Annotated in this window: 20 protein-coding genes; 1 reads left to right on the forward strand and 19 read right to left on the reverse strand. The window is 61.8% G+C overall.

The window, feature by feature from the left end:
• Positions 1–25: 25 nt before the first annotated feature.
• From AC58X1_RS11855 to AC58X1_RS11910, 12 genes are all read right to left on the reverse strand, one after another.
• Positions 26–607, reverse strand: a complete 582-nt coding sequence (locus AC58X1_RS11855) for an alpha/beta hydrolase (RefSeq protein ID WP_150570412.1) — start codon at positions 605–607, stop codon at positions 26–28.
• A 179-nt stretch (positions 608–786) separates the two neighbouring features.
• Positions 787–1,188, reverse strand: coding sequence for an ExbD/TolR family protein (locus AC58X1_RS11860; RefSeq protein ID WP_101315343.1), 402 nt, complete (start codon positions 1,186–1,188; stop codon positions 787–789).
• Between the two features lies 1 nt (position 1,189).
• Positions 1,190–1,918, reverse strand: coding sequence for a MotA/TolQ/ExbB proton channel family protein (locus AC58X1_RS11865; protein ID WP_101315341.1), 729 nt, complete (start codon positions 1,916–1,918; stop codon positions 1,190–1,192).
• A 58-nt stretch (positions 1,919–1,976) separates the two neighbouring features.
• A complete protein-coding gene (locus AC58X1_RS11870) occupies positions 1,977–2,774 on the reverse strand; it encodes an energy transducer TonB (RefSeq protein WP_101315339.1) in 798 nt (265 codons plus the stop codon).
• 348 nt (positions 2,775–3,122) lie between these two features.
• Positions 3,123–4,112, reverse strand: coding sequence for a sulfate/molybdate ABC transporter ATP-binding protein (locus AC58X1_RS11875; RefSeq protein ID WP_101315337.1), 990 nt, complete (start codon positions 4,110–4,112; stop codon positions 3,123–3,125).
• Positions 4,113–4,115: 3 nt separating this feature from the next.
• Positions 4,116–4,988 carry a sulfate ABC transporter permease subunit CysW gene (gene cysW / locus AC58X1_RS11880; RefSeq protein ID WP_101315335.1) on the reverse strand — a complete coding sequence of 291 codons (873 nt, stop codon included), beginning with the start codon at positions 4,986–4,988 and terminating at the stop codon, positions 4,116–4,118.
• Between the two features lie 13 nt (positions 4,989–5,001).
• The gene (gene cysT, locus AC58X1_RS11885; RefSeq protein WP_101315333.1) at positions 5,002–5,820 is read right to left on the reverse strand and encodes a sulfate ABC transporter permease subunit CysT; all 819 of its coding nucleotides are present in this window, start codon (positions 5,818–5,820) and stop codon (positions 5,002–5,004) included.
• An 89-nt stretch (positions 5,821–5,909) separates the two neighbouring features.
• Positions 5,910–6,917 carry a sulfate ABC transporter substrate-binding protein gene (locus tag AC58X1_RS11890; RefSeq protein WP_101315331.1) on the reverse strand — a complete coding sequence of 336 codons (1,008 nt, stop codon included), beginning with the start codon at positions 6,915–6,917 and terminating at the stop codon, positions 5,910–5,912.
• 49 nt (positions 6,918–6,966) lie between these two features.
• Positions 6,967–7,149 carry a sulfur starvation response protein OscA gene (gene oscA / locus AC58X1_RS11895; RefSeq protein WP_101315329.1) on the reverse strand — a complete coding sequence of 61 codons (183 nt, stop codon included), beginning with the start codon at positions 7,147–7,149 and terminating at the stop codon, positions 6,967–6,969.
• Between the two features lie 178 nt (positions 7,150–7,327).
• Entirely contained in the window at positions 7,328–10,384 is a 3,057-nt protein-coding gene (locus AC58X1_RS11900; protein WP_101315327.1) for an efflux RND transporter permease subunit, read from the reverse strand.
• Entirely contained in the window at positions 10,381–11,448 is a 1,068-nt protein-coding gene (locus AC58X1_RS11905) for an efflux RND transporter periplasmic adaptor subunit (RefSeq protein ID WP_101315325.1), read from the reverse strand. Before AC58X1_RS11905 ends, AC58X1_RS11900 begins: the two co-directional genes overlap by 4 nt.
• Entirely contained in the window at positions 11,445–12,533 is a 1,089-nt protein-coding gene (locus AC58X1_RS11910; RefSeq protein ID WP_497428882.1) for an efflux RND transporter periplasmic adaptor subunit, read from the reverse strand. Before AC58X1_RS11910 ends, AC58X1_RS11905 begins: the two co-directional genes overlap by 4 nt.
• A gap of 204 nt (positions 12,534–12,737) precedes the next feature.
• Between AC58X1_RS11910 and AC58X1_RS11915 the strand changes: the two genes are divergently transcribed.
• Entirely contained in the window at positions 12,738–13,193 is a 456-nt protein-coding gene (locus AC58X1_RS11915) for an REP-associated tyrosine transposase (RefSeq protein ID WP_497428883.1), read from the forward strand.
• A gap of 215 nt (positions 13,194–13,408) precedes the next feature.
• Here AC58X1_RS11915 and AC58X1_RS11920 read toward each other — a convergent pair whose 3' ends face one another.
• The 7 genes from AC58X1_RS11920 to AC58X1_RS11950 all read right to left on the reverse strand — a co-directional run bounded on the left by AC58X1_RS11920 (position 13,409) and on the right by AC58X1_RS11950 (position 21,720).
• Positions 13,409–14,302: an ABC transporter permease subunit gene (locus tag AC58X1_RS11920; protein ID WP_150570415.1), complete on the reverse strand. Its 894-nt coding sequence runs from the start codon at positions 14,300–14,302 to the stop codon at positions 13,409–13,411.
• Positions 14,299–15,219 carry an ABC transporter permease subunit gene (locus AC58X1_RS11925; RefSeq protein ID WP_101315318.1) on the reverse strand — a complete coding sequence of 307 codons (921 nt, stop codon included), beginning with the start codon at positions 15,217–15,219 and terminating at the stop codon, positions 14,299–14,301. The genes AC58X1_RS11920 and AC58X1_RS11925 overlap by 4 nt, the downstream gene beginning before the upstream one ends.
• A complete protein-coding gene (gene potA / locus AC58X1_RS11930) occupies positions 15,216–16,358 on the reverse strand; it encodes a polyamine ABC transporter ATP-binding protein (protein ID WP_101315316.1) in 1,143 nt (380 codons plus the stop codon). The genes AC58X1_RS11925 and potA overlap by 4 nt, the downstream gene beginning before the upstream one ends.
• 57 nt (positions 16,359–16,415) lie before the next feature.
• Positions 16,416–17,510, reverse strand: coding sequence for a polyamine ABC transporter substrate-binding protein (locus tag AC58X1_RS11935; RefSeq protein ID WP_497428884.1), 1,095 nt, complete (start codon positions 17,508–17,510; stop codon positions 16,416–16,418).
• A gap of 174 nt (positions 17,511–17,684) precedes the next feature.
• Entirely contained in the window at positions 17,685–18,782 is a 1,098-nt protein-coding gene (locus tag AC58X1_RS11940) for a polyamine ABC transporter substrate-binding protein (protein WP_101315312.1), read from the reverse strand.
• A gap of 169 nt (positions 18,783–18,951) precedes the next feature.
• Positions 18,952–20,313 carry an aspartate aminotransferase family protein gene (locus tag AC58X1_RS11945; protein WP_220632880.1) on the reverse strand — a complete coding sequence of 454 codons (1,362 nt, stop codon included), beginning with the start codon at positions 20,311–20,313 and terminating at the stop codon, positions 18,952–18,954.
• 48 nt (positions 20,314–20,361) lie between these two features.
• The gene (locus AC58X1_RS11950) at positions 20,362–21,720 is read right to left on the reverse strand and encodes a glutamine synthetase family protein (RefSeq protein ID WP_101315308.1); all 1,359 of its coding nucleotides are present in this window, start codon (positions 21,718–21,720) and stop codon (positions 20,362–20,364) included.
• Between the last annotated feature and the right edge of the window lie 124 nt (positions 21,721–21,844).

Here is a 21,844-nt window from a genome sequence, read left to right on the forward strand (position 1 = left end):
AGGCATTCTGTGGATAACTGCCGGGTCAGGCGCGCCGTAGCGTGCGCTGCTCGATCCGGCTTTGCAGGCGGTACAGGTAGGCAAAGCCCTGCTCCCAGCGCTCATGCCCGGACTTGACGTTGATATGCCCGGCATTGGCCAACAGGCCCGCCTCGGCCGCCCATTCCTGGGCCAGATACAGCGCCCGCGGCACGCTCACCGCTGGGTCGTTGTCCGAGCTCACTACTTGGCTGGCAAACGGCAACGCCTGCAGCGGGATCGGCGCGAAGTTGCGCAGCGCCGGCGCGCAGGTTGGCCGTTCGACATCCGCCGGTGCCACCAGCAAGGCGCCACGTACCCGTGCGAGCAAGGCCGGGCTGGCCGCAGCGGCCCAATGGGCAACGGTGATGCAGCCCAGGCTGTGGGCAATCAGGATTACCGGCGTACTGTCGGCGGCAATCGCCTGCTCCAGCGCCTGCACCCAATCGCGCCGCTGCGGCGTCAGCCAGTCGGCCTGCTCGACCCGAGCGCTGTTGGGCAGGCTGCGCTGCCAGTGGCTTTGCCAATGATTGTCTGGCGATCCTTGCCAGCCCGGCACAATCAGGTAACGAATTGACTCATTGCGCATGGGGACGCCTCCAGGAAGTTTGCGTGCTTGTTGACCAGTATAGGGAGCGAGATATATCCGTAAAGGAATAAGAAGCTATGTATTTATAACCAATTTACGTTTCGCAAATAAAAAAAGGGCCATCCCCCTGCCAAGAGGTATGGCCCTGAAGCACTTGCCTGAAGAGGGTACGACGGGCTCTAGCGTGCGGTTATCACCGCCAGCTTGGTGATCCCGGCGCGTTCGATGGCCGCCATGGCGCGGGCTACTTCGCCGTAGTTGACGCCATCGTCGGCCTGCAGCTGCACTCGCACCTCGGCGTCCTTGAGCTTGGCCGCCTTGAGGTTGCTTTCGAGCAGGTCTGGCTGGATCTCGTCCTTGTTGATGAACAGCTTGCCGCCACCATCGATGCTGACCACCAGCGGGTCTTTCTGCTCGACCGGGGCCACGGCTTCGGTCTTGGGCAGGTTGATCGGTATAGCGTTGGTCAGCAGCGGTGCGGTGACGATGAACACCACCAGCAGCACCAGCATGACGTCGACCAGTGGCGTGACGTTGATTTCACTGAGGACTTCGTCGTTGTCCTGGGTTGAAAAGGCCATATCAGGACGCCTCTTTCACGGGCTGGGTGAAGCCGGCCTGAGGCTTGTGTGCGGTCGGGTGGACCAGCACGCGGAAGGCGCTCTTCTGGGCCAGGCTGTAGAAGTCATGGGCAAAGTCATCGAGGTCGGCAGCGGTCAGCTTGAGCCGGCGCAGGAAGTAGTTGTAGACCAGCACCGCCGGCACCGCGACGGCAATACCAACGCCGGTTGCAACCAGTGCCGCACCGATCGGCCCGGCCACGGTTTCGAGGCTGGCCGAACCTGCCGCACTGATGCCCTTGAGCGCTTCCATGATGCCCCACACGGTGCCGAACAGGCCGATGAAGGGCGAGGTGCTGCCGATACTGGCGACTACAGCTAGGCCGGTTTCCAGCGAGCGCCGTTCACGCACGATCTGCTGGCGCAGGGCACGCTCGAGGCGGTCCTGATGGTTGATCGACTGGCTAAGGTCGCTGGCATGGCCAGGCTCACCCACGGCGATGGCGGCGTACCCGGACTGCGCCACACGGGCGGCCGGGCCTGGCAGTTCGTGGCTGAGCTCGGCCGCCGAGTCGAGGCTGGAGGCAGCCCAGAACTGCTTGTGAAAGCGTTTGTCCTGGTTCTTCAGGCGCACGAACTGTACGGCCTTGATCAGCGCCAGGCCCCAGGTGGCGACAGAGAACACAACCAGCAGCCAGATCACGGCTACTTCAACGGACTCGAGGGGAGATGCGGATGCCAGCAGGCTCATGATGAAGTCTTCCTATGTTCGGTCGGTATACGGTTCAGGTGCATGTTCAGGGGTGTAATCAGCGCAGCTTGAAGTCGATCGGCACACTTACCCAGCCGGACTGGGCGACATCGCCCTGCTTGGCCGGGACAAAGCTCCAGCGCTTGACGGCCGCCAGTGCGGCGTCGTCGAGGGCCGGGCGGCCACTGCTTTTCTGAATCTGGATCTGGCCGGGCTTGCCGCTGGCCATGACCTCGACCCGCAGCAGCACGGTGCCTTCCCAGCCGCGGCGTTGGGCCATCTGCGGGTATTCCGGCGCCGGGTTCTTCAGGTAGGCAGCGTTGGCCGACGGCGGCGTGACCGGCGCTGGCGCCGGTGGAGCTGGCGTTGGCGCAGGTGCTGCAACTGGCGGCGGCGGAGTTTCCACCGGTTTCGGCACGGGCTTGGCGACAGGCTTTGGCACCGGCTTGGGTTTCGGTTTAGGCACAGGCTTGGGTGCAGGTTTGGCCGCCAGCTCATCGACTACCGGCGGCGGTGGCGGCTCGACTACCGGAGGCGCTGGTGCAGGCGGTGGCGGTTCGACCACGGGCGGGGCCGGTGCGGCAAACTCGATGGTCATGGGTGGGATCTGCGGTGGCACGACCGGTAACGGCGGGGTCGGGCTCTGGCTGATCCAGTACGCCGCCGCGCCATGCAACGCCACTACCAGCAGGGCCAAGGCCCATTTGTCGCGGCGCTTGAGGCCGCTGACCGGCGTGCGTTGCAGGCGCAGCTGGCCGAGCGGCAGACGAAGCGTGCGTCCAAGCTCGACCAGGTCGCCCGGGGCCGGGCGCCATGGCTGGTCGTAGGCCCTGACGGCCGTATGGACATTACCCATTGATCAAACTCCTGGGGTCTCGATTCATGGCTGAATCATCGGTGCCAGACGCTTATCTCTGAAAGTAATGTTTAAACGTAAACTTAGAACTTTATTGAATATTGGTATTAGGGGGAAGGCCGCAGCCCGCGTGGTTCGTGGGCTGCCCGTGAGGGCGGGGATTTTGATGCCTGGGCGGCATTTGAAATATTCCTGGAAGGCATTGGTCTTGCGGGGGATGGGGCTGCTTTGCAGCCCCATCGCGACACCAGGCCGCTCCTACAGAGGCCGCGCCGTGTCAGGGACTGCGCGGTCCCGGTAGGAGCGGCCTGGTGTCGCGATTGGGCCGCAAAGCGGCCCCAGAATGGATCAGATATCAGCCACCTTCTGCCAAACCTTGGGCCGGAAGAACAACGTCTCGCCCCGCGCCAGCCCGGTCAGGCTGTCATGGTCCTTGACCACCTCGGCTTCGATCAGCTCGCTCTGCCCTTCCACCTTCAAGGTCACCCGCGTGGTCGCGCCCAACGGCCGAATATCACGCACCTCGGCCGCATGGTGGCCTTCGGTTTCATGCCGCGACAACGACACCTCGTGTGGGCGGAACAGCACATGGTTGCCTTCACTCAGGCTCATGCGGTTGGAGTCTCCAAGGAAGTGATAGACGAAGTCGTTGGCTGGCTTTTCATAGACCTCACCCGGCGAGCCGATCTGCTCGATCACGCCCTTGTTCATCACCACGATGCGGTCGGCGACTTCCATCGCTTCTTCCTGGTCGTGGGTAACGAATACCGAGGTCAGGTTGATGTCTTCGTGCAGCCGCGCCAGCCAGCGGCGCAGCTCTTTACGCACCTTGGCATCCAGCGCACCGAACGGCTCGTCGAGCAGCAGTACCTTGGGCTCGACCGCCAGGGCGCGAGCCAGAGCGATACGCTGACGCTGGCCGCCGGACAGCTGCTCGGGGTAACGGTCGGCCAGCCAGTCGAGCTGGACCATGTTCAACAGCTCATGGACCTTCTCGGCGATGCGGCTTTCGCTCGGCCGCTCGCCCTTGGGCTTCATGCGCAGGCCGAAGGCGACGTTGTCGAACACGCTCATGTGGCGGAACAGCGCGTAATGCTGGAACACGAAGCCGACGTTGCGATCACGCACGTCATGCCCGGAGACATCTTCGCCATGGAAGACGATGCTGCCATCGTCCGGCGTCTCGAGGCCGGCGATGATCCGCAGCAGGGTGGTCTTGCCGCAGCCCGACGGGCCGAGCAGAGCCACCAGCTCGCCGCTGTTGATATCCAGGTTGATGTTGTCCAGAGCCTGGAAGCTGTTGAAGCGCTTGCTGACGTTACGAACTTCGATCGACATGAATTATTCCTCCGCTGCGCTTTGGCGCAGACGGTTAATACGGTTCTCGCTCCACTGCTTGAGCAGCAGGATGAAGAGCGCCAGGATCAGCAGCAAGCTCGCCACGCTGAACGCCGCGACGTGGTTGTATTCGTTGTAGAGGATTTCGACGTGCAGCGGCAAGGTGTTGGTAACCCCGCGGATATGCCCGGAGACCACCGACACCGCACCAAACTCGCCCATCGCTCGCGCAGTACACAGCACCACGCCGTAGATCAGGCCCCATTTGATGTTGGGCAGGGTCACGTGCCAGAACATCTGCCAGCCATTGGCGCCAAGCAGACGCGCGGCCTCTTCCTCTTGAGTGCCCTGCTCTTGCATCAGCGGGATCAGCTCACGGGCCACGAATGGCACGGTAACGAAGATGGTCGCCAGGACGATGCCCGGCAAGGCGAACACGATCTGGATGTCGTGATCCTGCAGCCACGGCCCGAAGAAGCCCTGCGCGCCGAACATCAGCACATAGACCAGACCGGCGATTACCGGCGACACCGAGAACGGCAGGTCGATCAAGGTCACCAGGATGCTCTTGCCGGCAAAGTTGTACTTGCTCACGCACCACGCCGCACTGACCCCGAACAGCAGGTTCAGCGGCACCGAAATGGCCACCGCGAGCAAGGTCAGCCTGAGCGCCGACAGTGCATCGGGCTCGAAGATCGCCTCGAAGAACGTACCGAAGCCGTTCTTCAGCGCCTGGGAAACCACGATCACCAGCGGCAACAGCAGAAACAGCGCAAACACCAGCCAGGCCGAAATGATCAGCACCCGCCGTGAGGTGGCGCTGCCGCGGCGGGCGGCGTTGGCGGCGGCCGTTGCGCCTAGAGTTGAAGCAGACATGGGCGGTCCTCCTTCAAGGGGTTTCGATGCGCCGCTGAAGCAAGTTGATCAGCAGCAGCAAAATGAAGGAAACCACCAGCATCAAGACGCCGATGGCAGTAGCGCCGGTGTAGTCGTACTGGTCGAGCTTGACCATGATCAGCAACGGCAAGATTTCGGTCTTCATCGGCATGTTGCCGGCAATGAAGATCACCGAGCCGTACTCGCCAACACCGCGAGCAAAGGCCAGCGCGAAGCCGGTCAACCAGGCCGGCAGCAGCGCCGGCATGAGGATATGGCGGAATACCTGCAACGGTTTCGCGCCCAGGCAGGCAGCCGCTTCTTCGACTTCACGGGGGATGTCCGCCAGCACCGGCTGCACCGTCCGCACCACAAATGGCAGGGTGACGAAGGTCAGCGCCAGGGTGATACCCAGCGGCGTATAGGCGATCTTGAAACCGAGGTCGGTGGCGAACTGCCCGACCCAGCCGGACGGCGCATACAGCGCGGTCAGGGCGATGCCGGCGACTGCCGTGGGCAAGGCGAACGGCAGGTCGATCATCGCGTCGATGATCTTGCGCCCGGGGAAGGTGTAGCGCACCAGCACCCAGGCCAGCAGGGTGCCGATGATGCCGTTGATGATGGCGGCGAACAGGGCAGTGCCGAAACTCAGCTTCAGCGCGGCAATCACTCGCGGGGCGCTGATGATGTTCCAGAACTGCTCCCAGGTCAGCTGCGAGGCATGCACGAACATGGCCGCCAGCGGTATCAGCACGATCAGGCTGAGGTACACCAAGGTGTAGCCCAGAGTCAGCCCGAAGCCGGGTATGACGGGGGATATACGACGTGACATAAAGGTCCCTGGTTTAACGCATCAAGCCCGGGACAAGTCCCGGGCCCATGCAGGCTACTGAAGCTCCAGTGCGGCACTGTACTGCCGAGTTACTGCGCCTGGTAGATCTGATCGAACACACCGCCATCGTTGAAGAATTTCGGCTGTGCAGTTTTCCAGCCGCCGAAGTCCTTGTCGATGGTCACCAGGTCAAGTTTGGGGAATTGCTTGCCATATTCGGCAGCCACTTTCTGGTCACGCGGGCGGTAGAAGTTCTCGGCGGCAATTTTCTGCCCGGCCGGGCTGTACAGGTACTTGAGGTATTCCTCGGCGATCTGCTCGTTGCCTTTCTTCTGCGCGTTCTTGTCGACCACTGCCACTGGCGGCTCGGCGAGGATCGACAGCGAAGGCACGACGATTTCGAACTTGTCGCCGCCGCCATCTTCCTTCAAGGCCAGGAACGCTTCGTTTTCCCACGCCAGCAGCACATCGCCCTGACCGTTGTTGACGAAAGTGATGGTCGAGCCGCGGGCACCGGTGTCCAGCACAGGCACGTGCTTGAACAGCTGCTGCACGTATTCCTGGGCCTTGGCTTCGCTGCCGCCGGCTTTCAGGCCATAGGCCCAGGCGGCGAGGAAGTTCCAGCGAGCGCCGCCGGAGGTTTTCGGGTTGGGAGTGATCACCGACACGTCGTTCTTGACCAGGTCGCCCCAGTCCTTGATGCCTTTCGGGTTGCCTTTGCGCACCAGGAAGACGATGGTCGAGGTGTACGGTGTGCTGGCGTCCGGCAGGCGGGTCTGCCAGTTCTCTGGCAGAGTCTTGCCGAGCTTGGCGATTTCGTCGATGTCGCCGGCCAGGGCCAGGGTCACCACGTCGGCGCGCAGGCCGTCGATCACCGCGCGACCTTGCTTGCCCGAGCCGCCATGGGATTGCTGAATCTTGACCTTGTCATCCGGGTGCGCCTGCTGCCAGTGCTTGATGAACTCGGCGTTGTACTGCTGATACAGCTCACGGGTTGGGTCATAGGACACGTTGAGCAGTTCGTAGTCCTTGGCGATGGCGGAACCGGCAAACACGGCACTGGCCAGAGCGGCGAGCGCATAACGGCGGATGGACATGGTGAAGCTCCCGAATTGGCTTTTTTTCTAATTGGTAAGTAGTGCGCGATCAGCCGGTCTTGTTGCCGGGCTGCTGCAGGCGGAACTTCTCCTTGCGCTCGATCTGCACGACCTGAGCGTTATGCACGGTGATCTCTACCGCGCCGAAGCGCAGGTCGCGCAGGGCGGCCTGGATCTCACGCAAAATGGTCGCTTCGTCCTGACCGTCGATGCTACGCAGGGATGCACTCATGCTCGTTCTCCTGTGAGTGAAGTGCCGGGCAGGGGTTTGAAGGGGATTTGCGCCTGGCTTGAAGCTGATAATAGTGAGGCGCGGATATTCTTAAAAATACTATTTAAGAATGTTTATATAACCAAAAGCAGAAAGGCCATTGCGCTGGGCAATGGCCTTTTCTGAACGGCGCGTGGTATTAGCTGGAGGACTGTTCTGGCTCGCGAATCTTGTACCAGGCCACATACAGCGCCGGCAGGAACAACAGCGTCAGCAGCGTTGCACTGATGATGCCGCCGATCATGGCGTAGGCCATCGGCCCCCAGAACACCTCGCGGGCAATCGGGATCATGCCCAGGCTGGCCGCCGCTGCGGTAAGCAGGATCGGCCGGCGGCGATGGTTGGTCGCCTCAAGCACCGCCGCCCAGGGCGACAGGCCCTGCGCTTCGAATTCGTCGATCTGGGTGACCAGGATCACCGAGTTGCGGATGATGATGCCGATCAGCGCCAGGATTCCGAGGATCGCCACAAAGCCCATTGGCGTACCCGTCGGCACCAGCGCCAGCACCACCCCGATCAAGCCCAAGGGCGCCACGCTGACCACCAGGAACAGCTTCTGCACGCTGTGCAGCTGGATCATGAGGAAAGTCGCCATGAGGAACAGCATCAACGGGATAACCTGGCCAATTGGCCCCTGCGCCTTGCCGCTCTCCTCGACCGTACCGCCGGTGGCCACTTCGTAGCCCGGCGGCAACTTGCTGGCGAACTCTTCGATATCCGGTTTGAGCTGTTTGACCAGGTCGGTCGGCTGGATATCACCGTTGACCGAGGCCTTGATGGTGATGGTCGGCTTGCGATCGCGGCGCCACACCAGCGGCTGCTCCAGCTCGTAGCGCACCGTGGCAATCGACAGCAGCGGGATCGAGGTGCCGTTGGGAGTCAGTATCTGCAGGTTCTGCAAGGTATCGGGCGAGCCGCGCTCGCTGTCTTCGGCGCGGGCGATCACGTCGACCAGGTAGATGCTGTCGTTGACCTGGGTGATCGGCACGCCGCTGACAATGCTGTTCATCACATTGGCGACGTCTTCGGACGACAAGCCCAACTGACGCGCCTTGTCCTGAGCGATCTCGACCCGTAGGACTTTGCCCGGCTCGTTCCAGTCGAAGATCATCTCGCCTATGTGCTGATTGCTGTCGAGCAGGGTCGCCAGGTCGATCGCGTGCTTGCGCACCAGGTCGATGTCCTTGCCGCTGATCCGGTACTGGATTGGCCTGCCCACCGGCGGGCCCATCTCCAGCGACTGCACATTGCTGCCAATGCCGACGAAGTCTTCGCGCAGCAACTTGCGCAGCCGGTCCATCAGCCCGGCACGCTCCTCCAGGCCTTTGCTGACGATCACCAGCTGGGCGTAGTACGGGTTCTGCAGCTGCTGGTCGAGCGGCAGGTAGAAACGGATCGCGCCCTGGCCGATGTAACTGCTCCAGTGCACCAGATCGGGGTCGTCCTTGATCTTCGCTTCAAGCCGATCGACCACCTTCTGGGTCTCCTCGATCGAGGCGTTTTGCGGCAGGTTGAGGTCGACCAGGATTTCCGGGCGGTCCGAGGACGGGAAGAACTGGTTCTGCACAAATCGCATCGAAAACAGCGCCAGAGCGAAGATCAGCACCGTGCCGATGATCGTCCACCAGCGGTTGCGCATGCACCACAGCAAACCATGCTCGAAGGCACGACCGACGCGGCCGGTCTTGGCTTCGTGTTCCTTGACCTTGTTGGCCTTGAGGATATGCACGCCGAGTACCGGGGCGAAGAACACCGCCACCACCCACGACACGATCAACGCCACTGCGATCACCGCGAACAGGGTGAAGGTGTACTCGCCGGCAGAGCTGGCGTTGAGCCCGATGGGCACAAAGCCGGCCACCGTGACCAGGGTACCGGTAAGCATCGGGAAGGCCGTCGAGGTATAGGCAAAGGTGGCCGCCTGCTCCTTGGTTTCGCCCATTTCCAGGCGCGTGACCATCACCTCGACGGTGATCATCGCGTCATCCACCAGCAGGCCGAGGGCGATGATCAGGGCACCCAGCGAGATCCGCTGCATGGTGATGCCGCTGTATTCCATGAACAGGAACACCATCGCCAGCACCAACGGGATCGAGCACGCCACCACCAGCCCGGCGCGCACGCCGAGGCTGACGAAGCTTACCGCCAACACGATCAGTACCGCCTCGAACAAGGCACTGGTGAAGCCGCCAACTGCCTTCTTCACTACCACGGCCTGATCCGACACGGTGTGCACACCAACCCCGACCGGCAGGTTGGTGATGATCTGGTCCATCTTGGCTTTCATCTCGGCGCCGAACGCCTGGATGTTGCCGCCGGCTTTCATGCCAATGGCCAGGCCAATCGCCGGCTGGCCGTTGTAACGGAACATCGGTGCAGGCGGGTCGGTATAGCCGCGCTGGATATTGGCGATGTCGGCCAGGCGGAAGAAGCGATCATTGATCCGCAGGTTGACGCCCTCGAGGTCTTTCTCGGAGCTGAACTGGCCGCTGGTGCGCACCGAAATCCTCTCAGGGCCGGCCTCGATCACCCCCGCTGGGGTAACGGCGTTCTGGGCTTGCAGAGCCTGCATGACCTGGCGCTGGTCGATCCCCAGCGCCGCCAGTTTGCGCGTCGAGAAGTTCAGGTAGAGCACTTCGTCCTGCACGCCAAACAGCTCGATCTTGCCGATGTTAGGCACTTCGCGGGCTTCGGCGCGGGCCTGCTCGACGTAATCGCGCAGTTGCCGCTGGCTCAGGCCATCGGCGGTGAAGGCATAGATGGTGCCGTAAACGTCGCCGAATTCATCGTTGAACGCCGGGCCCTGAATACCTTTGGGGAACTGGCCGCGAATGTCGTCGATCTTCTTGCGCACCTGGTACCAGATGGCCGGAATATCCGGCGCCTTGGTGGTATCGCGCAGATACACATAGACCGTCGACTCACCGGGGCGGGTATAGCTTTTGACGTAATCGAGCGAGTCCAGCTCTTCGAGCTTTTTCTCGATGCGGTCAGTGACCTGATTGAGCGTCTCGTCCTGGGTCGCGCCGGGCCAGCGGGTCTGGATGACCATGGTCTTGATGGTGAACGACGGGTCTTCTTCACGGCCCAGGTTGAAGTAGGAGAACACCCCCATCAGCACACTGACGAACATCAGGTACCAGACAAAGGACTGATGCTTGAGCGCCCATTCGGACAGGTTGAAGCTTCCTTTCATTGCGCATCCTCGTCAAAGCTGACCGGCTGGCCGGGCTTCAAGCTGTTCACGCCGGCAGTCACCACGCGCTCGCCCGGCTGCACGCCGGAGGCCACGACGATGCTGCTGGCGGTGCGGTCGATCAGGGTCACGTCGCGCAGGGCCACGGTCTTTTGTTGAGTGTCGAGGACCCACACCTGGGTCTTGCCGTCGCGTTCGAGCAAGGCGCTCAGCGGCAACTCGCTACGCGGGGTGACCGCCGAGGACAGGTTGACGCTGATCGCCGTGCCCAGGTGAAACGCTGCGGGGGTACTGGCCAGGGTCAAACGCGCACGCCGGGTGCGGGTGGTGGCGTCGGCTTGCGGCTCCAGCTCGCGCAGGGTCGCGGTAGTATTGACCGCAGGGTCGAGCTGCGCGGCAACAGTGAAAGTCAGGTCTTTACTCAATTGTTCGGCCAGGCCGATTGGCAGGTCGATGACCGCCTCTTTGACGTCGGGGCGGGCCAGCGTGACCACTTCCTGGCCAGCGCTGACGGTTTGCCCGGCCTCGGCACGCCAGGCGGTGACCACCGCGGCGTTGTCGCTGCGCAGGGTGCTGTAGTCGAGTTGATCGCGAGCCTGGCTGACTGCGGCACGTGCTTGCTCGAGCGAGGCACCGGTGGTTTTCAAGTCGGTCTGGGCGATGTCCAGTTGCGCCTGGGCGCCAACGCCACGGTCGTACAGCTGCTGCTGGCGGCGGGCATTGGCCTGGGCATTGATCCACTGCGCCTGGACCCGCGCCAGGTCGCCTTCGGCGGCGCGCAGCTGGTTCTGTTGATCGGTCGGGTCGAGGGTGGCGAGGATATCGCCCGGTTTGACCTGGGCGCCGACATCGAGCCAGCGCCGGGCGATCCGTCCTGACACGCGAAAGCCCAGGGTGCTTTCATAGCGGGCCTGGATCGTCCCGGCGAAGCGCCCCAACTGCGCCTGAACCTGCGGCTGGACCACGGTCGACAGCACCGGGCGGACCGGTTCGGCAGCCTCCTCGTCCTTGCCACAGCCGCCCAGCAGCGCAGCCGAGCAGAGTATCAGCAGCACTGCTTTCATGGCGCGGCGCCTCCGTCCTTGGCGTTGACTTTCTCGACCTGCATACCTGGGTGCAACAGCTGCCCGCCGCTGACCACCACGGTCTCGCCGCCTTTGACGCCATCGGCAATCACCACTCTGCCGGTGAGATAGCGGCCGACCTGGACTGGGCGCAGTTCAACCTTGTCGCCCTCACCGACCACCCACACTGCCGGCTCCTTGAGCGCCTTGGTCAAGGCCGACCACGGCAGTTCGATGCTCGGTCGCCCCTGGGTGCGGCCGCTGGCGGTGACGGGCGAGCCGAGTTGCATGCCGGCGGGCACACTCTGCAGGGCGACCTTGATCTGCACCGTGCCGCTGTCGGCGGACACCGTCGGGGTCACTTCGCGCACCTGGCCCTGCGTCTGCACCTGCGGGTTGTCGAGCAGCTTGACGATCACTGGCGCGTCGCTGGGCGGCGCCATCAGCAGCGATTCGTAGACGTTGAAGACCGCATCGCGATCACCGTCCACGGCCAGGCCAAAGATCGGCATGGTCGCCTGCACCACCTGGCCAACCTCGGCCTGGCGCGAGGTGATGACGCCATCAGCGTCGGCAACCAGCGCGGTGTAGCTCAGTTGCTCCCTGGCATTGGCCAACTGCGCCTGAGCGGCCTTCAAAGCACTTTGATTGCCGCGCAGCGCCGCCTCGGCAGAATCATATTCGCTGCGGCTGGTGTAGCCCTTGGGCAGCAGTTTCTGCTGGCGAACGAAGGCCGCGCTGGTCTGGGTTACCCGCGCCTGCGCAGCAAATACCTCGGCCTTGGCCGAGTCGACGTTGTTCTGCAGGTCCTTGGGATCGAGCCGCGCCAGCACCTGGTTGGCCTTGACGTGATCGCCGACGTCGACGCTGCGCGAGATGATCTTGCCGCCGACCCTGAAAGACAGGTCGGTCTGCACACGCGCCTGCACGTCACCGGTAAGGGTCACGTTGGCGGCAAAATCTGTGGTCTGGACTTGCTGTACACCTACTCTGGGCAATTCCGGCGGGGCAACTTCTTCCTTGCAACCCACCAATAGCGACAAATAACCCAGGCAAGCGACCGACAATAGACGCCTCAACGACATGCGTGCTCCTTGCTTGCGCGCGAATGGTTCGAGGGATGCGACTGTTAGCGTAGATCAGGGTTCCGCAATCGGCACTGATAGGGGTCAGTCAGCCTGACTGATCCTGTAAAGAGTCACGAATGTCATACCCGGAAACGAGAAGCACCGCGTTCTCCATGCGGCAACGGCTACGGTTCATGAGGGCGTCAAACTCAAGGAAGAACCATGACATTCGCCGAATCCTACCTGCTGCGCCGTGGCCGCTGGTCCGAGCCTGGCAGGCGTTATTTACTGACCACGGTCACTCATCAGCGTGAAGCGCTGTTTGGTCAATTACACACAGCACGCATCGTTGTGCAGCAGCTGCGTTTGTCAGATCAGGAACAGGACTGCCAGTCGTTGGCCTGGGTGGTGATGCCAGATCATGTGCATTGGCTGATCGAATTGAAGTCGGTGACGCTGGGGACTTTGATGCGCAGGTTCAAGTCGAGATCCAGTCTTGCCTTGCACAAGGCCGGCGTTCGCTGTGGGCCGGTTTGGCAAGCCGGGTATCAGGATCGGGCGCTGCGTAGGGAAGAAAGCATGCGCAGTGTAGCGACGTATATCGTTGAGAACCCAGTACGGGCCAAGCTTGTCGACAGCATTGGCGATTACCCGCATTGGGATACGGTCTGGCAGTAATTCCGTGTCGTGGCCTTCGCGGGTAAACCCGCTCCTACAGGGTTCTGAGGAACTCATGAAAATGAGGTGACCCAGCAAGCACGGATCACTCACACACCATTGAAAGCTGAGCGGTATCGGGGCCGCCATTGGCACCGCGATGCCCTTGAAACGATCGCGATGCCTGTGGGAGCGGGTTTACCCGCGAAGGGCCGCGAAGCGGCCCCCGAGGTAGGTCAGACGGACGCTGCAGTCTGCGCCGGGCGACGTACCTGAGGCTGGCCAACGCTTGCCGCTGCACCCTCCTCGATAGCCTGCTGGATGGCCTTGCGGCGGTGCTCTTCAGCGCGGCGGCTGAAGTACCAGACCATGAAGGTCACCAGCGATACCGACAGCAGGATCAGGCTGGCCACGGCGTTGATTTCGGGTTTGACCCCGAGCCGCACTGCCGAGAACACTTCCATCGGCAAGGTAGTCGAGCCCGGCCCAGAGACGAAGCTGGCCAGTACCAGGTCATCCAGCGACAGCGCGAACGACATCATGCCGCCCGCCGCCAGCGACGGCGCGATCATCGGGATGGTGATCAGGAAGAACACCTTCCACGGCCTGGCACCGAGGTCCATCGCCGCTTCTTCGATCGACAGGTCCAGTTCACGCAGGCGCGCCGACACCACTACCGCCACATAGGCTGCGCAGAACGTGGTGTGGGCGATCCAGATGGTGACAATGCCGCGCTCCTGCGGCCAGCCGATCATCTGCGCCATGGCCACGAACAGCAGCAACAGCGACAGACCGGTGATCACCTCGGGCATGACCAACGGCGCCGTGACCAGGCCACCGAACAGCGTGCGGCCCTTGAAGCGGGTGACCCGGGTCAGCACGAACGCGGCCAGGGTACCCAGCGCCACCGCGGCGACCGCGGTGTAGCAGGCGATCTCCAGCGAGCGCATCACCGAGCCCATCAGCTGGGTGTTGTCGAGCAGGCCGATATACCACTTAAGCGACCAGCCGCCCCATACCGTTACCAGCTTGGAGGCGTTGAACGAGTAGATCACCAGGATCAGCATCGGCAGGTAGATGAACAGCAAGCCGAGCACCAGCATCAGCTTGGAAAAACTGAAACGCTTCATGCTCTGCCCTCCATCTCTTTGGCCTGGCTACGGTTGAACAGCAGGATCGGTACGATCAGGATCGCCAGCATCACTACCGCCAGCGCCGAGGCTACCGGCCAGTCACGGTTGTTGAAGAATTCCTGCCACAGCACTTTACCGATCATCAGGGTTTCCGGGCCGCCGAGCAGTTCCGGAATGACGAACTCACCCACCACCGGAATGAACACCAGCATGCAGCCGGCAATGATGCCGTTTTTCGACAGCGGCACGGTGATCTTCCAGAAGCTGTTGAAGGTGCTTGAACCGAGGTCCGAAGCGGCTTCCAGCAGGCTCTGGTCGTGCTTCACGAGGTTGGCGAACAACGGCAGGATCATGAACGGCAGGTATGAATAGACCACGCCGATATACACCGCCAGGTTGGTGTTGAGGATCTGCAGTGGCTGGTCGATCAGGCCGATCCACATCAGGAAGCTGTTGAGCAGCCCGTTGTTGCTGAGGATGCCCATCCAGGCGTAGACCCGGATCAGGATCGCGGTCCAGGTCGGCATCATGATCAGCAGCAGCAAGACCGTCTGGCTTTCCTTGCGCGCGTTGGCGATGGCATAGGCCATCGGATAACCGATCAGCAGGCACAGCACGGTGCTGATGAAGGCCATCTTCAACGAGCCCAAGTAGGCCGAGATATACAGCTCATCCTCGGTCAACAGCCCATAGTTGGCCAGGTTGAGCACCAACTGAATCTTGTCTTCGACGTAGGTGTAGATCTCGGTGTACGGCGGGATCGCAACGTCGGCTTCGGCAAAGCTGATCTTCAACACGATGAAGAACGGCAGCATGAAGAACAGGAACAGCCAGATGAACGGCACGCCGATCACCAGGTGCCGTCCCTCCGGGACCAGCCGCTGGAAGGCTCGCTTGAGCTTGCGGATTTTCATGAGCGCAGTACCACGCCGCTGTCGTCTTCCCACCACACATAGACTTCGTCGCCCCAGGTTGGGCGGGTGCCCTGGCGCTCGGCGTTGGCCACGAACGACTGGACGATCTTGCCGCTCGGCAGCTCGACGTAGAACACCGAGTGACCGCCCAGGTAGGCGATGTCATGCACCTTGCCGCGCGACCAGTTGTATTCGTAGCTCGGCTGCTCGGTGGTGACCAGCATCTTCTCTGGACGCAGCGCGTAGAGGATGCTCTTGTCCTCGACCGAGGTGGAAACACCGTGGCCGACGTAGATATTGCGCTCAAGCTCGGGGCTGGCGATCAGCGCGTGGCCCTCGGCGTCGTCGACCACCTGCCCTTCGAACAGGTTGACGTTGCCGATGAACTCACACACCAGGCGGCTGGTGGGGGTTTCGTAGATGTCGATCGGCGAGCCGATCTGAGCGATCCAGCCCAGGTGCATGATGGCGATGCGCTCGGCCATGGTCATGGCTTCTTCCTGGTCGTGGGTCACCATCACGCAGGTCACGCCGACCCGCTCGATGATCTGCACCAGTTCCAGCTGCATCTGCGAGCGCAGCTTTTTGTCCAGCGCGCCCATCGGCTCATCGAGCAGCAGCAATTTCGGCCGCTTGGCCAGCGAGCGCGCCAGCGCCACCCGCTGGCGTTGGCCACCGGACAGCTGGTGCGGCTTGCGCTTGGCGTACTGGGTCATGTGCACCAGCTTGAGCATCTCGTCCACGCGGGCGTCGATCTCGGCCTTGGGCATCTTGTCCTGCTGCAGGCCGAAGGCGATGTTCTGCGCCACGGTCATGTGCGGGAACAAAGCGTAGGACTGGAACATCATGTTGATCGGCCGCTCGTACGGCGGCATGTCGGTGATGTCGACGCCATCCAGATAGATGCGCCCTTCGCTCGGCCGCTCGAACCCGGCCAGCATGCGCAGCAGGGTCGATTTACCGGAGCCGGAGCCACCCAGCAGGGCGAAGATCTCGCCTTTGCGGATTTCCAGGGACACATCGTCCACGGCAATTGTTTCGTCGAACTTCTTCGTGACCCGGTCGATCTTGACCAGCACCTGCTTGGGTTGCTGGCCACCCTCGAGGGCTTTCTTATAGGCACTGGAGGCAACTGCCATGAGTGAAACTCCCAACAAGATTTTTAAGCCCGCCCTCAAGGAGGCGGGTCTGGATGATTATTTGCCCGACTTGACCTTGGTCCAGCTGCGGGTCATCAAACGTTGCACCTTGGGCGGCAACTCGCTGTTGACGAACATCTTGTCCAGTACTTCCTGCGGTGGGTAAACCGCGGCGTCGTTCCTGACATCCTGGTCCATCAGCGCGCCAGCCTTGGGGTTCGGGTTGGCGTAACCGACGTAATCGCTGACCTGGGCGATAACCTCAGGCTTGAGCAGATAGTTGATGAAAGCGTGGGCCTCTTTGCTGTTTTTCGAGTCGGCCGGAATCGCCAGTACATCGAACCAGAGGTTGCCGCCTTCCTTGGGAATCGCGTAGGCCAGGTTGACACCCTTCTTCGCTTCTTCAGCGCGGGCCTTGGCCTGGAACACATCACCGGAGAAACCGGCGGCCACGCAGATGTCGCCGTTGGCCAGGTCGGTGATGTATTTGGAGGAATGGAAGTAGGTCACGTAAGGGCGCACGGCCAGCAGCTTCTTCTCGGCGGCGGCGTAATCCTTGGGGTTGCTGCTGTTGGGATCGAGGCCCATGTAGTTGAGCACCGCGGGCAGCATTTCGTCAGCCGAATCGAGGAAGGCCACACCGCATTTGGACAGCTTCTTCATGTTTTCCGCTTCGAACAGCACTGCCCACGAGTCGATGCTGTCGACGCCGAGCACGGCCTTGACCTTGTCGACGTTGTAACCGATGCCATTGGTGCCCCACAGATACGGCACGGCGTAGAGATTGCCGGGGTCGTTCTTCTCCAGGCGCTTCATCAGCGCCGGGTCGAGGTTGGCATAGTTGGGCAGCAGACTGCGGTCGAGCTTCTGGAATGCGCCCGCCTTGATCTGCTTGCCGAGGAAATGGTTGGACGGCACGACCACGTCATAGCCGGTACGACCGGCGAGCAGCTTGCCTTCCAGGGTTTCGTTGGAGTCGAAAACGTCCTGCACCGGTTTGATCCCGGTTTCTTTCTCGAAATCGGCGAGGGTGGTTGGCCCGATGTAGTCCGACCAGTTGTACAGATGCACCGTAGGCGCCGCTTGGACGCTGCATGCCAGCGTCAGGCCCGCTCCGGCCAGCAAGGCCTTGCGAAGTACAGATTTAGACAAGTGGATGCTCCTTGGCAAACAGTGCATTCGGTGACGGTAGCCGTCAGTGATAAAGGCGCCGCCAGACTGGCAAAACCGGCGCGCAACTTACCCTTGCAGGGACGCTGCGGCAAACTTATTCGTCGTAGTGCGCCTCCGGGCCGAAAACCGCGGCCCAGAGGCTTTCACTCAGGCTTACTTGCCCGACTTGATCTTGGTCCAGCTGCGGGTGATCAGACGCAGGGTGCCTGCATCGAGATCGCTGATTGCGTACAGCTGTTTCTTCACCGCATCCGACGGGTAGATGGCCGGGTCGCTGGTGATGTCCTTGTCGACCAGGGCAGTCGCCGCCTTGTTGCCGTTCGGGAAGCGCACGGCGTTGGTGATCTCGGCCATGACTTCAGGCTGCAGCAGGTAGTTCATGAACTGGTAGGCAGCGTCGAGGTTGCTGGCATCCTTGGGGATGGCGACCATGTCGTAGAAGGTGCCGGCACCTTCCTTGGGAATGGTGTACGCCAGCTTGACCTTGTCGCCAGCCTCGTGAGCACGGGCTTTGGACTGTTCGAGGTCACCCGAGTAGCCGACTGCAACACAGATGTTGCCGTTGGCAAGGTCGGAGATGTACTTGGACGAGTGGAAGTACGCCACCGATGGGCGGATCTTCATGAACAGGTCTTCGGCTGCTTTCAGGTCAGCCTTGTCTTTGCTGTTGGTCGGCTTGCCCAGGTAGTGCAAGGCGGCCGGGATCATTTCGGTCGGGGCGTCGAGGAAGGTCACGCCGCAGCTCTTGAGCTTGGCCATGTTCTCTGGCTTGAACACGGTGTCCCACGAGTCGATCTTGTCCACGCCCAGCGCGGCCTTGACCTTCTCCGGGTTGTAGCCGATACCGATCGAACCCCACATGTACGGGAAGGCGTGCTTGTTGCCTTCGTCGCTGGCATCGCCAACGGCCTTGAGCAGGTCTTCGTCGAGGTTTTTCCAGTTGGGCAGCTTGGAGCGATCCAGCTCCTGATAGACGCCGGCCTTGATCTGCTTGGCGAGGAAGTTGTTCGACGGTACGACGATGTCGTAGCCAGACTTGCCTGCCAGCAGCTTGGCCTCGAGGGTCTCGTTGCTGTCGAACACGTCGTAGACCACTTTGATGCCGGTCTGCTTTTCGAACTTGGCCACGGTATCCGGGGCAATGTAGTCCGACCAGTTGTAGACGTGGAGTACTTTGTCGTCAGCCTGAACTGCGGTAGCCATGGCACCCATGAGGGCGGCGGCCAGCAACGTCTTGCCCATTTTCTTCATGCGTAATGCTCCAGAATTTATTATCAAGCCATCTGTTCAGCAGCCAGGTCCCATGGTGCAAGCGCTGGGCGACTGAATCAGTCGCTAGTCTGGCAAGTTACAAGGCGCTGTATCAACAACAGCAGACCCTTGTAACCGCTTAATGTCACAACGCTAGCGTAGCAGGCGCTCATTTCACCGCTTCATAGGTCAAATCCAGGCACTTGCGCGCCTTTTCCACCAGTTCGTCGATCTCGGCATGGGAGATCACCAGCGGCGGTGCGATGATCATGGTGTCGCCTACGGCGCGCATGATCAGGCCATTGTCGAAGCAGAAGTTACGGCAGATCATGCCGACGCCCTTGCCTTCGTAACGGCTGCGGCTTGCCTTGTCCTTGACCAGCTCGATCGCGCCGAGCAAGCCAAGGCCGCGCACTTCGCCTACCAATGGGTGGTCCTGCAGCTCACGCAAACGCTTTTGCAAATACGGTGCCGCTTCTGTCCTGGCGCGCTCGACGATGTGCTCATCGCGCAGCAGGCGCAGGTTTTCCAGGCCGACCGCAGCCGCCACCGGGTGCCCGGAGTAGGTGAAGCCGTGGTTGAAATCGCCGCCTTCGCTGAGTGCTTGGGCCACCTTGTCACGCACGATCACACCGCCCATGGGGATGTAACCGGAGGTCAGCCCCTTGGCGATGGTCATCAGGTCAGGCTTGAGGTCGTAGTAGTCCGAACCGAACCACTCGCCGGTGCGGCCGAAACCGCAGATCACTTCATCGGCAACGAACAGGATGTCGTATTTGGCGAGGATCTCCTTGATCTTCGGCCAGTAGGTTTCTGGTGGAATGATCACCCCGCCAGCACCCTGGATCGGCTCGGCGATAAACGCCGCAACATTGTCTTCGCCGACTTCGAGAATCTTCTGTTCCAGCTGCTCGGCCGCCCACACACCGAAGGCGTCCGGGCTCATGTCACCGCCCTCACCGAACCAATACGGCTGAGGAATATGCACGATGCCCGGGATCGGCAAGCCGCCCTGCTCGTGCATGCCACTCATGCCGCCCAGGCTGGCACCGGCCACGGTCGAGCCGTGATAGCCGTTGATGCGACCAATGATGGTCTGCTTGTGCGGCTTACCCTTGAGCGCCCAGTAATGGCGAACCATGCGCAGCACGGTGTCGTTGCCTTCTGAGCCGGAGCCGGTGAAAAACACATGAGTCATGCCCGCCGGGGCCACGTCGCTGATCGCCTTGGCCAGCTCCAGCGCCGGCGGGTGGGCGGTCTGAAAGAACAGGTTGTAGTACGGCAGCTCGCGCATCTGCTTCTCTGCCGCCTGCACTAGCTCTTCACGCCCGTAACCGACCGCAACGCACCACAGCCCGGCCATGCCGTCGAGGATCTTGTGACCCTCGCTGTCCCACAGGTGCACGCCCTCAGCCTTGGTGATGATGCGCGGGCCCTTCTCCTTCAGCTGTTTGTAGTCACTGAAAGGTGCCAGGTGGTGCTCACCGCTGAGGGTTTGCCAGTCACGGGTTTGCGGGTTGTTGACGCTCATGTGCTTCTCCGTTGTGCGACAGCCGCGCTCCTGCGGGCCGGGTTTGGTTCAGACGGCAAACAGCAGGAATTCACGTTCCCAGGAGCTGATCACGCGTTTGAAGTTTTCATGCTCGGCGCGCTTGGTGGCGACGTAGCCGGCGATGAATTTCTTGCCCAGGTACTGCTCCAGCTCATGGCAGTTCTCCATGCGTTCCAGTGCATCTTCCAGGGTCAGCGGCAGGCGCAGGTTGCGCCGCTCGTAGCCACGGCCCTGCACCGGTGCGCTTGGTTCGATGGCCTGGATCATGCCGATGTAGCCACACAACAGGCTGGCAGCGATGGCCAGGTACGGGTTGGCATCGGCGCCTGGCAGACGGTTCTCGACTCGGCGGTTCTGCGGCCCGGCATCCGGCACACGCAGGCCGACGGTGCGGTTTTCTTCACCCCACTCGACGTTGACCGGCGCCGAGGTGTCGGGCAGGAAGCGGCGGAACGAGTTGACGTTGGGGGCGAACAGCGGCAACACATACGGGATGAACTTCTGCAGCCCGCCGATGTGGTTGAGGAACAGCGCGCTCATGCTGCCGTCGGCGTTGGCAAAGATGTTCTTGCCGGTCTGCATGTCGACCACGCTCTGGTGCAGGTGCATGGCGCTGCCCGGTTCGCCGGTCATTGGCTTGGCCATGAAGGTGGCGGCAACGTTGTGCTTGAGCGCAGCCTCGCGCATGGTCCGTTTGAACACCAGTATCTGGTCGGCAAGGTGCAGTGCATCACCGTGACGGAAGTTGATCTCCATCTGCGCCGTGCCGTCTTCGTGGATCAGCGTGTCGAGGTCCAGCTGCTGTAGTTCGCACCAGTCATAGACGTCTTCGAACAGCGGGTCGAATTCGTTGGCGGCTTCGATCGAGAACGACTGGCGGCCGGTTTCCGGGCGGCCCGAGCGGCCTACCGGCGGCTGCAGCGGGAAGTCCGGGTCTTCGCTGCGCTTGGTCAGGTAGAACTCCATCTCCGGCGCGACGATTGGCTGCCAGCCCTTGTCGCTGTAGAGCTTGAGCACTTTCTTCAATACGTTGCGCGGCGACAGCTCGATCGGGTTGCCCTTTTTGTCGTAGGTGTCGTGGATCACCTGAGCAGTTGGCTCGATGGCCCAAGGCACGAGAAACACCGCGTTCTCGTCAGGTCGGCAGATCATGTCGATGTCAGCCGGGTCGAGCAGTTCGTAATAGATGTCATCGTCGACATAGTCGCCGGTCACGGTCTGCAGCAGCACGCTCTCAGGCAGGCGCATGCCCTTTTCGGCGATGAACTTGTTGGTCGGCGAGATCTTGCCGCGGGTGATGCCGGTCAGGTCGCTGATCATGCATTCCACTTCGGTGATCTTGTGTTCTTTCAACCAATCGGTGAGCTGGTCGAGGTTGTTACTCATAAATACCTCAGGAGGTAAGGTGGCCCGGTCGGGATAGCTCGGGCAGTGCTGACGTCGGGCGTCGATCAAGGCGGTAGCCGGCTCGGCGCAAGGGCCGCAGCAGACCCGCGCCTTGATTCTGGAT

It is taken from the genome of Pseudomonas sp. PGPR N4 (assembly GCF_059693665.1).